General features: G+C 68.6%; 10 protein-coding genes. 9 read left to right on the top strand and 1 reads right to left on the bottom strand.

The features are described from left to right. The first annotated feature begins 257 nt into the window (after positions 1–257). From DK254_RS12465 to DK254_RS12435, 7 genes are all read left to right on the top strand, one after another. A complete protein-coding gene (locus DK254_RS12465) occupies positions 258–2,237 on the top strand; it encodes a methyl-accepting chemotaxis protein (RefSeq protein WP_109934014.1) in 1,980 nt (659 codons plus the stop codon). Positions 2,238–2,459: 222 nt separating this feature from the next. Next, positions 2,460–3,518: a YCF48-related protein gene (locus tag DK254_RS12460; RefSeq protein ID WP_109934013.1), complete on the top strand. Its 1,059-nt coding sequence runs from the start codon at positions 2,460–2,462 to the stop codon at positions 3,516–3,518. 31 nt (positions 3,519–3,549) lie between these two features. After that, entirely contained in the window at positions 3,550–5,937 is a 2,388-nt protein-coding gene (locus DK254_RS12455) for an RND family transporter (protein WP_109934012.1), read from the top strand. A 69-nt stretch (positions 5,938–6,006) separates the two neighbouring features. Further along, the gene (locus DK254_RS12450) at positions 6,007–7,611 is read left to right on the top strand and encodes a DUF1302 family protein (RefSeq protein WP_109934011.1); all 1,605 of its coding nucleotides are present in this window, start codon (positions 6,007–6,009) and stop codon (positions 7,609–7,611) included. A 20-nt stretch (positions 7,612–7,631) separates the two neighbouring features. After that, positions 7,632–8,891: a DUF1329 domain-containing protein gene (locus tag DK254_RS12445; protein WP_109934010.1), complete on the top strand. Its 1,260-nt coding sequence runs from the start codon at positions 7,632–7,634 to the stop codon at positions 8,889–8,891. Between the two features lie 108 nt (positions 8,892–8,999). Next, complete coding sequence (locus DK254_RS12440; protein ID WP_109934009.1) at positions 9,000–10,106, top strand: alcohol dehydrogenase catalytic domain-containing protein; 1,107 nt, start codon at positions 9,000–9,002, stop codon at positions 10,104–10,106. 22 nt (positions 10,107–10,128) lie between these two features. Then, complete coding sequence (locus tag DK254_RS12435; RefSeq protein WP_109934008.1) at positions 10,129–10,665, top strand: cupin domain-containing protein; 537 nt, start codon at positions 10,129–10,131, stop codon at positions 10,663–10,665. A gap of 694 nt (positions 10,666–11,359) precedes the next feature. Here DK254_RS12435 and DK254_RS12430 read toward each other — a convergent pair. After that, positions 11,360–13,252, bottom strand: coding sequence for an acyl-CoA synthetase (locus tag DK254_RS12430; RefSeq protein ID WP_109934007.1), 1,893 nt, complete (start codon positions 13,250–13,252; stop codon positions 11,360–11,362). Positions 13,253–13,463: 211 nt separating this feature from the next. Between DK254_RS12430 and DK254_RS12425 the strand changes: the two genes are divergently transcribed. Together DK254_RS12425 and DK254_RS12420 are read left to right on the top strand one after the other, a co-directional pair. Continuing rightward, positions 13,464–14,126: a TetR/AcrR family transcriptional regulator gene (locus DK254_RS12425; protein ID WP_109934006.1), complete on the top strand. Its 663-nt coding sequence runs from the start codon at positions 13,464–13,466 to the stop codon at positions 14,124–14,126. A gap of 83 nt (positions 14,127–14,209) precedes the next feature. Beyond that, positions 14,210–14,434 (top strand): hypothetical protein, encoded by a 225-nt coding sequence (locus DK254_RS12420; protein WP_109934005.1) that lies wholly within the window; start codon positions 14,210–14,212, stop codon positions 14,432–14,434. The last annotated feature ends 363 nt before the right edge of the window (positions 14,435–14,797 follow it).

The raw sequence follows: 14,797 nt of genomic DNA, 5'->3' as shown, positions 1-14,797 counted from the left end.
CCTACAAAGGCACGGTGTCGGGGCAACCCGTAGGAGCGGATCTCATCCGCGAATCGCGCCGGAACCTCCGGCTATCGCGGACAAGGTCCGCTCCTACGAAAACACCGCGGCAACCGGTGGGGGAGGAGCGGACTTCGTCCGCGATGGGCCGATCCCGTGCACGGCAATCGCGGATGAGTCTCCTACGAAAAGCACGCCGTCGCGTTGGCTTGGCGGCCGGGACGACATGATCGTCGACATTGAAAACGGGCCCCACCATGCTGGCCAACCTGTCGCTGAAGAGCAAACTGCTGCTGACCGTCCTGCCGCTGACGACGCTGATCTACCTGGCGACGGTCGTGCTGGTCTACCAATCGAGCAAGGCCTCCACCGAGGCCCTGGCCGAGGTGGCCGTGCAGGCCATCGTGCAGCAGCAGGCCGCGGAGATTTCCTCGTATTTCGATGGCGCCATGCATTCGGGCCGGGTGACCGCGGACATGCTCGCCCGCGAGCTGGCCGATGGCGCGCTGCCGGACCGCCGGCTCGGCGAGCAACTGCTGGAGGCGCTGTTGCTGGACAGCCCCCAGGTCAGCATCGCCTGGTGGGTGCCATCGCACGCCGATGCAGCGGATGCGCTGTGCTGGCTGCGTGACGCGCAGGCCGTGCAGGCCGCGACGGCCGAGCAGTGCGCGGCGGTGCTCGAGGCCCTGGGCGGCGCCGCCGGCGAGCGCGAGAGCGTGGCGTCGCCCCGCTTGCCGGCGCGGGCCGGCCTGACGAAGGCGGTGATTCCCGTGCTGCTGCCGGTGCGGCAGAACGGCCACCTGGCAGGGCACCTGGGGCTTGGCCTCGACGTGGAGAAGCTCCAGGCTAAGGTGGCCCAGCTGCGGCCACTGGGCGTCGGCCTGGCGGCGCTGACGGCCAACGACACCACCCTGGTCGCCCATCCCGATCCCCGGCGCGTCGGGCGGCACACCGCCGAGACCGAGTCGGATTTCCTCGGCGACCACCTGCAGACGATGGTCGACGCGGTGCGCAACGGCAAGCCGCTGTCGATCCGCTTCCTCTCGCCGGCGATGGGGGAGGAGGTGTTCATGCTGGCGGTGCCGGTCGCCATAGGCGCCACTGGCGCGCCCTGGTCGTTCGGCGCCGCCTTGCCCAGCGCGGCATTGCTGGGCGGGGTGAAGGCCCTGGCGGTGCAGTTGCTGGTGCTGGGCGGCCTGGCCGCGGCGCTGATCGGCGGGCTGATCCTCTGGCTCGGCCGCGCCATGACGCGGCCCCTGGATGCGGTGGTGAAGGCGATCCGCGAACTGGTGGCGGGGGAGGCCGACCTGTCCTCGCGCCTGCCGTTCGAGGGGCGCGACGAACTGGCGGTGCTGGTCCGGGAGTTCAACCGCTTCCTCGACATCATGGCCGCCCTGGTGCAGGAGATAACGGCGACCAGCCAGGCCTTGCAGGGCGCGGCCCAGGCGCTGCAGGAGGAAAGCCAGGTCACCGGCCGCGGGGTGGACACCCAGCGCGACGAGATCGGCCAGCTGGCCACCGCCATGCGGCAGATGTCCCAGGGCATCGAGGAGGTGGCCGGCAACACCGACCAGGCCGCCCAGGCCACGCGCGAGGGCGACCAGGCCGTGAGCCATGGGCAGGCCACGGTCGCCTGCCTGAACGAGGCCATTGCCGAGGATGCGCGGACGCTGGAGCAGATCTGCACCCTGACCGGGCAGCTGGAGTCCGCCAGCGAGGACATCGGCACCGTGGTGGCGGTGATCCGCGGCATCGCCGAGCAGACCAACCTGCTGGCGCTCAACGCCGCCATCGAGGCGGCCCGGGCCGGCGAGCAGGGGCGGGGGTTCGCGGTGGTCGCCGATGAGGTGCGCGCCCTGGCGCGGCGCACGCACACATCGACCCAGGAGGTGTACCGCAGCGTGTCGATGATCCAGGAGCGCACGCGAACCGTGGTCGGCATGCTCGAGAAGAGCCGCAACACCTCCCTGGGCAACGTCGCCAGCGCCCGCGAGGCCAGCGACGCCCTGCACCGCATAACCCGGATGATCGGCCAGGTCCGCGACATGAGCCAACAGATCGCCAGCGTGACCGGCCAGCAGGCCTCCACCAGCGAGCAGCTCTCCCACAGCCTGGCCTCGATAGCCAGCTCCGCCGACGCTGCCTCGCTCAGCGCCGGGCAGGTGCGCCGTCGCAGCCATGACCTGCAGGCACTGGCGGAGCGCCTGGGCGCCCTGGTCAGCCGGTTCCGCCTGTAGCCGTTTCCTCGCCATGCCCGTGGCCCGGCCCTCGCAAGCCGGGCCTCGTGCGTTGCCGGGAAAGCCTTGCCGCGCGCGGCGTGCAATTGATCCAGGCCACTAATCTGCGCACAGCGGATAACCCCTGCAGTGGCGGGATAGTCCCCCGCAGCCCCCCTTCCCTAGAGTGGAATCGCCTTGGTCGTCGGCCAGAAGACCATCCTTGTGTGCGAATCCAACGCTATGACAAAACTCATCAGTATCGAAGCATCCTCCCCGCAGCAGGGCGCCCGAGGCCCGGGCCTGCCGCGCCGCGCGCTGAACGCGCTGGCCGTGGTGCTGCCCTGGGCGATCATCGGCGGCCTGCTCTGGGCGGGCCTGTTCATCAAGCCGCAGCCGGTCGGCGGCAGCGTCACGCCGCCGCCCCTGGAGCGCCGCGACCAGTTCTACGGCCTGGCCCAGCTGCCCGACGGCACGGTCCTGGCCTGCGGCTCCAACGGCAAGGTCCTGGCCATCTCCGCCGACGGCCGCATCAGCCGCCAGGAAACGCCCAGCGACAAGCCCCTGCAGGACATCGCCGCCTGGGATGCGAACCACCTGGTGGCCGTCGGCAACGATGGCGTCATCCTGCACAGCGACGACGCCGGCCGGCACTGGCGCCTGGCCGACGACGTGCCGCGCTCGGCGGTGGCCAACAAGCTCAACCGGGTGCGGGTGGGGCCGGCGGGGCTGGCGATCGCCGTTGGCGAGATGGGCGCGCTGCTGGTCAGCCATGACTTCGGCGCCCACTGGCAGCGCCTGCGCGAGGAAGAGGACGTCGCCTGGAACGATGCCGCGCTGCTGGACGACGGCCGCCTGGTGGTGGTCGGCGAGTTCGGCCGCATCCTGCTCAGCCAGGACCTCGGGGCGCACTGGGAGGAGATTCCCGCCCCGGTCCCCGGTTCGCTGATGGCCGTGCGCTTCCGCGATGCCGCCAATGGCGTCGCGGTGGGGGTGGAGGGGACGCTGCTGGTGACCCGCGACGGCGGCCGGCAGTGGCAGCCGGTCGAGCTCGGCGTGCATGACCACCTGTTCAGCGTGATCTGGAACCCGGCGCAGCAGCAATGGCTGGCCTTCGGCGCCCTCGGCCGCTGGGTCGCCGGCAGCGTCGGCGCGGGCGACATCGCCTGGCGCAGCGGCACGCTGGATGCGCGCGACCTGTCCTGGCACACCGGCGCGCTGTCCAGCGGCAAGCAGACCTGGCTGGCCGGCGACGGCATCGGCCGCTGGGACGGCCGCCACTGGTCGCCGCTGAAACCCTGACCTGCCTCGTCCACTTTTCCGAGACAACGAGATGATCGAACGCATTGCTGATTTCTGCATCCGCCGGCGTGCCTGGGTGGCGGGCATCCTCATGGCGCTGACCCTGCTGCTGGGCTGGTCCGCCCTGCACATCGAGGTGCGCACCGTATTCGAGGACATGCTGCCCTCGCGCCACGAGTACGTGCGCACCCACGAGAAATTCAAGGACACCTTCGGCGGCTCGAACATGGTCACCATCATGTTCGAGGTGGAGCAGGGCGACATCTTCCAGCGCCCGCTGCTGGAGAAGGTGCGCCAGGTGACCCTGGGGCTGCGCGAGGTGTCCGCGGTCAACCAGTACCAGATCACCTCGCTGGCCTCGAAGAAGCTCAAGGAGGTCCGCGCCTCCACCGAGGGCATCGAGAGCCGCCCGCTGATGTGGCCGGATGTGCCGGACAGCGCCCAGGGCATGGAGGAACTCAAGCAGGCGGTGCTGCGCAACCCGCTGGTCTACGGGCCCTACGTGTCCAAGGACCTGCAGGCGACGCTGATCACCGTGGACTTCATCGACCAGCAGGTGGACTACGCCAAGGTCTTCGAGCAGATCCGCGCGCTGGTCGCCAAGGTCGACGACGGCAGCGTGAAGATCCGCCTGGTCGGCGACCCCATCCTCTATGGCTGGGTGAACCACCACGTGCCGGAAACCCTGCACCTGGTGCTGGCCGCCGTGGCGGTGACGCTGGTGCTGCTGTTCATCCTGCTGCGCACCTGGCGCGGCGTGTTCCTGCCCTTGCTCGCCGGTGCGGTCAGCGCCCTCTGGGCGCTGGGCATCTGCCACCTGCTGCGGATCAACTTCGAGCCGCTGGTGATCGTGGTGGCGATGCTCATCACCTCGCGGGCGGTCTCCCACTCGGTGCAGATCGTCAACCGCTTCGATGACGAGTTGGCGTTGTTGCCACCGGGTGGGCCGGCGGGGGCGGTCTCGCGCCTGGCCGCGCGGGTCGCCCTGGCCGACCTGTTCCGCCCGGGCATGCTGGGCGTCATCGCCGACGCCGCGTGCATGGCGGTGGTCGCCCTGAGCCCGATCCCGATGCTGCAGAAGCTCACGGTGCTGTCGGTGGTGTGGGTCTCGACGCTGACCGTCAGCGCGGTGATCCTGACGCCGGTGATGCTGTCGTGGATCCGCCGTCCGCACAGCTTCGCGCATCCGTTCGACTGCCTGCCGGCGCTGCGCAAGGTACTCGACCTGAGCGTCGCGGTGACGCTGTCCCGCGGCCGCTATGTCGTGCTCGGCGGCAGCCTGCTGCTGGTGCTGGGCGCCGGCTGGTATGCGTTCAACCTGAAGATCGGCGACGCCAACCCGGGTTCGCCGATCCTCTGGCCGCAGGCGCAGTACAACCTCGATTCCACGGCGATCAACGGGCGCTTCGAAGGCGTCGACCGGATGTTCATCGTCCTCGGCGACGACGGCCACCCCGGTCTGGTCAAGAGCAACGAGGCGCTGCACGCGATGAACCGCTTCCAGCGCTTCATCGAGGCCCAGCCGGAGATCGGCGGCTCGCTGTCGCTGGCCGACGTGCTGCCCCACGTCAACAGCAGCCTGCGCGAAGGCAACCCGCGCTACCTGGAGCTGGGCGACGACGACGCCATCAACGGCAGCCTGGTGGCCATGCTCGACTCGGTGTCCGAGCCGGGCGACATGGACCGCTTCACCGACACCCAGTACGCCAACGGCTCGGTGACCCTGATGTTCCGCGACCGCCAGGGCGAGACCATCCGCACCGCGGTGGCGCGGATCAAGGAGTTCATCGCCGAGAACCCCCTGAGCCAGGGCCACTGGCAGCTGGCGGGCGGGGTGATCGGGGTGATGGCCGCGGTCAACGAGATCATCCTGTCCAGCCAGATCGAGGCCATCGCCCTGGCGCTGCTGGTCCTCGCCGTGCTCTGCACCCTGGTCTACCGCTCGGCGGTGGCCGGCATGCTGTTCATGGTCCCGGTGATCATCTCCAACATGCTGACCTTCAGCTTCATGGCCTGGAAGGGCATCGGCATGAACATCAACACGGTGCCGGTGGCGGCCCTGGGCATCGGCCTGGGGGTGGATTACGCCTTCTACATCGCCGACCGCGTCAAGGAAGAGATCGCCATCGGCAGCAGCCCCGAGCACGCCATCCGCCAGGCCCTGCACTCCGCGGGCATGGGGGTGATCGTCACCGCCAGCGTGCTGATCCTCAGCACCCTGCTGTGGTGGGCCTCGTCGCTGCGCTTCCAGGCCGAGATGGGCCTGCTGATGGCGATCTGGCTGAGCGTGTCGGCGATCTCCGCGCTGTTCGTGATGCCCTCGCTGATCTACGTCTTCCGTCCCCGTTTCATCTTCGCCGGGCAGCCGCATGCGGCTGCCTTGCAGGCGCTGGAGCCGGCCCCGCTGCAGGCCGTGTGAAAGCGAACGCACAACAACAAAACCAAAACCATGGCTTCTGGCCGCTCTTAACCTCTGGGGAGGTATCCGGTGAACTCTAGCGTCGACTCCTGCGTGCAACCGCGTGTTGCACTTCACAAGCTCGCCCTGGCCATCGCCCTGGTGCCGGTGACTGTGCCGGCCCTGGCCGACGACAGTCTCAAGGTCGATGGCTACCTGCGCGAGGAACTGTCCTGGAACACCAAGAACTGGGAGGACACCCCCGGCTACAGCGACGGCGGCAAGCTGTCCATGGCGCGCAGCACCGCGCGCCTGAACCTGGACTGGGCGGCGACCGACCAGGTCTCGGTGGTGGCCAAGCTGCGCGCCTCGCGCGAGGTCAAGACCGACTTCCTCAAGCACCTCGAGGACATGGGCGCCAACAATTACCACTCCGGCGAGCACGGCGACATCATGGACCTCTACGACAAGGAGGAAATCCGCGAGCTGTACATCGACTTCCCGGTTGGCGAACGCACCCGCTTCCGTATCGGCAAGCAGCAGATCGCCTGGGGCGAGACCGACTTCTTCGCCGCCAACGACCTGGTGCACGGCTTCGACTACACCTGGCGCAGCTTCCTCGAGCCGGCCAACGAGGAACTGCGCAAGACCAACAACATCGTCAAGGTGAACGTCGACGTGCCCGAGGCCGACGGCGGCATCGAGGCCTTCGTGCGGCCGGGGCTGGACCGCAAGCAGGACATCGGCAGCGAACTGGACATCTACGGCGGGCGCTGGTCGAGCCAGCCCTATGCCGGCGTCGACTTCCGCAACATCGACCCCTACAACTACGAGAACAACGCGGGCGACTACCGCCACTGGACCGGCGGCCTGCGCTGGAGCGGCATGCTCGGCGACACCAATTACTCGCTGTCCTACCTGCGCACCTTCTACAACTCGCCGATCCTCAACGCCTCCAACAACCTCGCGCTGTTCGGCCTGCCCGAGGTGCCGTCCGGCGCCAACACCGTCGGCACCGACCAGACCAAGGGCCTGGCCGGCGAGATCATCTACCCGATCGTCAACATCTACGGCTTCACCGCCAGCCGCTATTCCGACGCGGCCGATGCGGTGTTCAGCACCGAGGTGGCGTACATCAAGGACGCGCCCTACCAGATCGCGCTGCCGGTACCGACCCCGCTCAGCCAGAACATCGCCCCGGGCTTCGACGGCTTCCAGACCAAGAACGTCGTGGCGCTGATGCTGCGCATGGACAAGAACATCGCCGCCACCCAGAGCCTGCTGGGCACCGAGAAACCGATGTTCTTCTCCGTCCAGCTGTTCGACAAGTGGGTGCAGAACTACGACTCCGACGACCAGCTGCTCTACAGCGTCGGCTGGGGCGGCAAGGTCAAGGAACACTCGGTCCTGGCCACCACCATCTTCGACCTCAGCTACGACAGCGGGCGCATCCACCCGCAGCTGGTGCTGGGGGCGGACCTGAGCAACAACGGCGGGTTCGCGGTGCCCTCGGTCACCTTCGAGCTGTCCAGCAAGTGGCGCTGGAAGGTCGAGTACGACGCCTTCTGGGACGACGCCTGGCGCGACGGGGACAAGTGCAGCGGGGGCAATGCCGCCAACTGCGACAAGACCACGCTGTTCGGCTACTTCCACAACCGTGACCAGCTCTACACCAGCCTGACCTACCTGTTCTGACCCGTAGTGGAGACCTGACCATGAAACGCGCACGACCGGTTCTGCAACGCACCCTGGGCCTGACCCTGGCCTGCCTGTCCCCACTGCTGGCCTCCGCTGCCGAGCTTGCGCCGGGCACGGTGATTTCCGCGGCCAACCTCGACCAGGTGAAGAACGACACCTTCGAAGGCCACAGCATCGCCAGCCTGCTGACCGAGAAGATGGAATGGCGGATCCGCAACACCGGCTGGAAACTGCCGCTGGCCAAGTCCCAGGAGGTCAAGCTCGACCCGCGCTGGGTCAAGGCATCGCAGGCCAATGCCGGCAAGGCGGTGATCAACAAGGAGGCCTGCCGGGTGGACAACTGGGTGGCCGGCGAGCCCTTCCCGAACGTCGACGCCAAGGACCCGCAGGCCGCGGAAAAGCTGGTCTGGAACTGGCACCTGGGGCAACTGGTGGGCGACGTTTCCCAGGTCCCGCAGTTCACCCAGCTGCTGATCGACGGCAAGAAGGGCATCCACGCCGAGCCGGTGGCGGAGTTCAGCCGCTACTCCATGAAGGGCCGCCTGACCGGCGACCAGGCGGTCGAGGGCGACGGCAGCGAGCGCGGCCGCCAGCTGCTGTACTTCAAGTCGCCATCGGACATGAAGGGGCTGGGGACCTACACGCAGATGTACGACTCGGACAAGGTCAACGACGTCTGGGCCTACATCCCCGCCGTGCGCCGCGTGCGCCGCCTGTCCGGCGGCGCCTGGATGGACCCGGTCGGCTCCTCGGACCAGCTGCAGGACGACCTGGACGTCTTCAACGCGCGCCCGTGCTGGTACCCGCAGTACAAGCTGCTCGGCACCCGCTGGGTGCTCGCCGTGGCCAACAGCAAGACCGGCCTGTGGAAGACCGACGGCAAGACGCCGGCCGAGAAGTACCCGGTGCTCGACGACCAGCCGCCGTACTGGAACATGAACAACAACAACTTCGAGCCACGCGAGGTATACGTGATCGAGGCCATCACCCCGTCCATCCACCCCTACAGCAAGAAGGTGCTGTACATGGACGTGAAGTACCCGCGCTTCTATTACGCCGAGGCCTACGATCGCAAGGGTGAGTTCTGGAAGTTCATGGAGTTCCATTCCTACTCCAACATCGCCGACGGCGACGTGCGGACCACCGCCGGCGCGGTCATCGACTTCCAGCGCAACCATGCCACGGTCTCGCTGATCGACACCGCGAGCTGGAAGACCAACTTCCCCGCCAAGGCCAGCAACTTCTCCCTGCAGACCCTGCAGGCCGCCGGCCGCTGACGGCGGGCCCGGCACGGTTTCCCCGCGGCACGGATGCCGCCCCCTCTTTCCCGCCACCCCGGGCCACGCGTCGCAACGGCGGCGCCGGGCCCTTCGGAGAACACGAGCATGTCGACCATGAAGGCCGCGCGCCTGCACGAGATCGGCGGACGATTCCGCATCGACGAACTACCCCGGCCGGCACCCGGCCCCCATGATGTGCTGGTGAAGGTCGAGGCCAGCGGTATCATTCCCAACCTGAAGAACGTCACCACCCACTTCCCCGAGTGGTATCCCTTCCTGCCGTTGCCGGCGCTGCCGGCGACCTTCGGCCTGGACTCGGCCGGGGTGGTCGCCGAGGTCGGCGCCGCGGTCAGCACCTTCAGGCCGGGCGACCGCGTCTACGTCAACCCCGGCGTCGGCTGCGGCGAGTGCCGGCATTGCCGGCAGGGCGAAACGCCGCGCTGCGAGTCGTACACCTTCCTCGGCTACTTCGGCTTCGGCCCCGGTTCGCAGGCGATCTTCGAGCGCTACCCGTATGCCGGCTACGGCCAGTACATGACCGCGCCGGCGAACAACCTGGTGCGCCTGCCGCAACGCCTGAGCTTCTCCCAGGCCACCCGCTTCGGCTACCTCGGCACCGCCTACTCGGCGATCCGCAAGTCCGGCCTGCGCCCGGGGCAGAGCATCCTGATCCTCGGCGCCTCCGGCACCCTGGGCGTTGGCGCGGCGCTGCTGGCCCTGGCCTTCGGCGCCTCGCAGGTACTGGTCGCCGCGCGTGACGGCGCTGCCCTCGAACGCCTGCGGGCGCTGGCGCCGCAGCGTGTCGTGGCGATCCGCATCGGCGAGCGCAGCGTCCACGAGCAGGTGCTGGAGCAGGTGCCCGGCGGCGTCGACGCCATGCTCGACACCCTCGGCGCCAAGGCGCCCGCGTCGCTTTCGGTGGAGGCGATGAAAGCGGTCGGCCGCGGTGGGCGCATCGTGCAGATCGGCGGCGTGGCCGGCCCCATCCCCATCGACCCGCACCCCTTCATGTGCGCGCAGCTGCAGTACATCGGCTCGCTCTGGTTCACCCCGGTGGAAGGCGACGAGATGGCCAGCATGATCGAGTCGGGCGTGCTCGACCTGTCCCTGCTGGAGGAACGGGCCTACCCCCTGGAGCGCCTGAACGAGGCGCTGGAAGACATCCAGGCGCAGGCCAGCGGCTTCGTCAACTTCCACATCGCGCACGAATGAACAACCGAGGGAAGACTCGACCATGCAGGTAAATCGCATCGTGACCGGCCACGACAGCCGCGGCCTTTCGCAGATCGACAGCCAGGGCCCGCTCGCCGGCACCGAGCCGTTCGTCCATTCCCCGGGATTTTCCGCGGCCCTGGTATGGCAGACCGGAGCGGACCCGCGGATCGTCGCCAACCCCGGGGACCCGTCCCTGGGCGTGGCCTCGGTGCTGCCGGTGCCGGGCGGCACCAGCGTCATGCTGGTGACCTTCCCGCCGCAGCAGGATGCGCCCGCCGAGGAGATCGACGCCGCCGCCGCGGTCGACGAGATGCGCGCGCGGCTGCCGGGCATGGCGGAGCTGTTCGAGCCCGAGCATCCAGGCTTCCATCGTACCGACAGCATCGACTACGGCGTGGTGCTGGAAGGGGAACTGCTCCTGGAACTCGACGAGGGGCGCAGCACCCGCCTGCGCCAGGGCGATGTGGTGGTCCAGTCGGGTACCCGGCATGCCTGGCGTAACACCGGTAACACTGCGGCGCGAATGCTCTTCGTGATGGTCGGTGCGCGGCGCTGACGCGCTCGTCCGGCGAGGTGCGCCGAAAGCGGCCCGGGGCGCTGCCCCGGGCCAGAGAACATCATCCTAGAGCGCCTTGGGAAAAGGCCCCCGGCGCGTAGCTGCAAGACCTTTCCCGGCCGTCCGTTTCCATGGCCCGGCCTGGCCGATGGGCGTGCTTATTGCATCTGCATGGGAGGACGGCCCGGGATACCCGATGCGGTGACAGCGCGCCCCGGCGCTGCTGGCCCCGCGTACCGGCCGGGCGACGCCCAGGCGCGGCCAGGCCGAGCGCCAGGGGCACGCAGGCGCGGTGCCGGGGCATTGGTTTGTGGTTCATGACTCATACCTTTTTGTTGTTGTGTGGCATGCAGTGCACTTTTCTCGGGGCAGACAGCTCCCCTAGCGAAGAACGGGCGTTCTGCGCGGCGGAGAAGTGAAAGGTTCCCTTGCTTGAGAAAATCCGGAAGCGGCAGGCACTGCTTCATCCAGGGCAATGGCTGTGCCAGGCGGGGCCCGCGATGCCTTGCCCGGCCTGCGGCCGGCGTGGATTTCCTGTTGATTCGTATGGTGTTTTCCTGTGTTCTGGGCCCTCGCTCGGTCGGTTGTGGTCAATGCTCGGTGGCGCCTTGCTTGCGACTTCCATGAAATTCCCGCTCCCGGCCACCGGGCCGGCTTGCGAAAATTCGTCAGTCGCGGGGCAGGGCGCCGTGCTTCATGGCAGGCACTCGACCTGGAAGGCGTAGCGCCCCAGCGCTGCCGCCAGGTCGTGGCGGTCCGGGCCCTGGAGCCGGGCGAGGGTGCCGCGGCGGCCGTCCTGGACGACCTCCACTTCCACCGCATAGCCGGCCTGGGCGGCCTCCTGGCGCACCACGCGCTCGATCTCGCGCCGCTGCAGGGCGGGCTTGAACAGCTTGCCCACCGGCGTCACCGGCAGGGCGGCGAGGATCTCGATGCGCTTGGGCACCGCGGCGCGCTCGCTGACGTGGCGGGCGGCGAAGGCCAGCAGTTCCTCGCTGTCGGCCTGGGCGCCCGGCACCAGTTGCACGTAGGCCACCGGCACCTCGCCGGCGTAGGCGTCCGGGCTGCCCACCGCGGCCGCCAGGGCCACCGCCGGGTGCCCCTGCAGGGCTTCCTCGATCTGCTTGGGGTCGATGTTGTGGCCGCCTCGGATGATCAGCTCCTTCTTGCGCCCGGTGAGCCAGAAGTAGCCCTCGGCGTCCTGGCGCCCGAGGTCGCCGCTGTTCAGCCAGCGCCGGCCGTCGATGTCCAGCCACACGCCGCGGTTGTGCGACTCGTCCAGGTAGCCGGCGAACAGGTTGGGCCCGCGCAGGACGATGGCGCCCACCTCGTCCACCGCGGCGTCGCGCAGGTAGTGGCCGTCGTCGTCGAGGATCACCGCGCGCATCGGCTGGTAGGGCAGGCGCAGGCCGATGGAACCGATGCGCCGCTCGGCCTCGGGCAGGTTGCAGGAGGATACGCAGGTGCCCTCGGTCAGCCCGTAGCCTTCGAGGATGCGCACCCCGCTGACCCGCTCGAAGTCGCGGAACAGCTCCACCGGCATGGGCGCGGCGCCGCACAGCGCGTAGTCCAGGCTGGAGATGTCGGCAGCGCCCACCGGCTGCTGCAGCAGCGTGGCGTAGACGGTGGGCACGCCGGAGAAAAAGGTGATGCGGTAGTGCTCGACGATCTGCCAGAAGCGCGCCAGCAACCCGGGGGCGCGGTAGCCCTGGGGCGTGCCGAGGATCACGTGGCCGCCCTGCAGCCAGGGGCGCAGCCCGGTCACCAGCTGGGCGTTCACATGGAACAGCGGCAGGCCGCAGAAGTAGCGCTCGCGGGTCGGCTCGCCGGCGAGCATGGCGCCCAGCGCCCAGGCGTCGAAGACCTCGGCGCCATGGGTGCGCACGGCGATCTTCGGCAGGCCGGTGGTGCCGCCGGTGCAGAAGTACGAGGACGCGTCCGTGGGGCGGATGACACGGCCGCTGGCCAGCCGCTCGGTTGGCTGCCCGGCCAGCAGGCCATGCAGGTCGTGGACATTGCGGCCCAGGCGCTGGCGTTGCTGTGTGGCGTACTCGCGCTGGACCCGGGCGCGCGGGGCGTCCAGGTAGGGGGCGGTGCTCACCCAGACCAGCTCGCGCAGGGCCGGCAACTGGTCGAGGTGCGGGGCGATGCGTTCCCAGGCGTCCTGCCCGGGCGTGGGCTCCAGGGTCACCAGCACCCTGGCGTTGGCCGCGCGCAGCAGGTCGGCGATCTGCGCGCCGTCCAGCAGCGGGTTGATCGGCATGACGATGCCGGCCGCCTCGCCGCCCCAGGTGCAGAAATGGGTTTCCGGCAGGTTGGGCAGGACCAGGGCCACCACGTCGCCGGGGCCGACGCCCAGCGCATGCAGGGCGTTGGCGGTGCGGGTGATCTCGGCGAACAGTTCGCCATGGCTCCAGTGCCAGGCCTGCTGGTAGTGTTCGGCGTCGAAGAAGAAGCTCAGCGCCGGGGCGTCCGGGCGCTGTTGCGCGCTGCGGCGCAGGGCCTCGTAGGTATCCTGCGGCAGGTCATGCTCGGCGAGCGGCGTGCGTTCGAAGCGTTCGATGTCGGCCTGGTTGCGCAGGATCATGCGGCTTGCCTCCCGGCGCAAAGGGTGGGGCGGAAGGCGCTGGGGCCGCGCAGCAGTGAGGCGCACGCAGTGCAAGGGCGTTGGGGGATTGGCATCGGGTGCCGGCTCCATTGTTATTGTTCGGAAGCGTTAATTGAAGGTATTTCAGAAATGAAAGATTTTCAATACCTCGACGCTCCGCTATTCTTCGTGGCAGGCAGACGGAGCATTTATGGCCATTGGCAAAAGAGACAGGACACGCAGCAAACTGCTGATCGCGGCCCAGGAACTGGCCCTGGAGGGCGGTGCGAGCGCCCTGACGGTATACAACCTGACGGAGCGGGCCGAGATGGCCCCCGGTACCTTCTACAACTACTACCGGACCCGCGAGGACGTCCTGGACGACATCTGCGCCCTGCTGGTGATGGCCACGCGGCAGGTCGTCAGCCAGGCCATCGAGGGCCTGACCGACCTGCAGGCCATAGTCGCCACCTCCGTGCGCCAGACGCTGCGGATGGCCGCGCCGGGGCAGGACATCGGCCACCTGCTGTTCGACGCCAGCCTGCCCACCCAGAATTTCATCCTGGGCATGCGCCAGTTCTTCCGCCGCGACCTGGAGGAGGGCATGGGCAACGGCGCCTTCCAGGTGGTCAACGAGGCCGCGGTGATCGCCATGGTGTCCGGCAGCTCCTACGGCGTCATGCAGGACATCTACCAGGAGCGGCTGCCCATGGAGATGATCGAGGACATCGCCGAGATGACCCTGCGCGTGCTGGGCGTGGAAGCCGCCGTCGCCGCGGCCCAGGCTCGCCTGCCCATCGACTTCTGCGCGCCGCCGAAGCTGCCGCTGATCGCCACCGAGTTGCTCCCGCCGCTGGGCGCCGCGGCACGATAACCGCGCCCGGCAAACTTCCGTCGTATTGCCCAGCGGCCGCCGGGAACCGAGAATGCGGCCTTCCGGGCAAGAGGTGAGCCGCCATGATCCTGCGCGGTATGGCACAGATGCACATCGACGACCTGCCCCCCCGGTTCCAGACGCTGGTCCGGGGGTTGGCGGGCGTGGAGCCTTTGGGGTTCGTCTGGGTGGTCTTCTACCAGGGACGCATCTTCGGGGCCTACCCCTGCGCCGATCTTGCGTTGCACAAGGTGACCGAGATCGAGCACTGCATCAGCGAGGACGAGGTGCCCAGCGCGCAGGGGTGAGCCGGGGGGCAATCGCGGACGGAGTCCGCTCCTACGATCGTGCTTCCTGGAACCGTAGGAGCAACTGTCTTGCAGGCCGTGCCGAGGTTGCTCTTCGTAGGAGCGAGCTTGCTCGCGAACAGGCTCCGCTGCGGGGCTTATTCGCGAGCAAGCTCGCTCCTACGAGAAGCAGTGCCCGCCGGCAGGGTAGGAGCGGGCCCTGCCCGCGAATCGCGCGCAGGGCGCGCTCCTACAGGTGGGACAGCGGTGGCGGGGTAGGAGCAACTGTCTATTGGGTTTGGGTGTAGCGCGCCGCTCCGAGTGCGTTGATGTTTCTTGTTTCGCCCTCTCGGGCGAGTCACTTTTGTCAAACGCCACAAAAGT

The organism is Pseudomonas sp. RW407 (genome assembly GCF_003176655.1).
Classification (GTDB): Bacteria; Pseudomonadota; Gammaproteobacteria; order Pseudomonadales; family Pseudomonadaceae; genus Pseudomonas; species Pseudomonas delhiensis.
The sequence above is the reverse complement of the archived record's forward strand: the minus strand, read 5'-3'. Positions and strand labels throughout refer to the sequence as shown.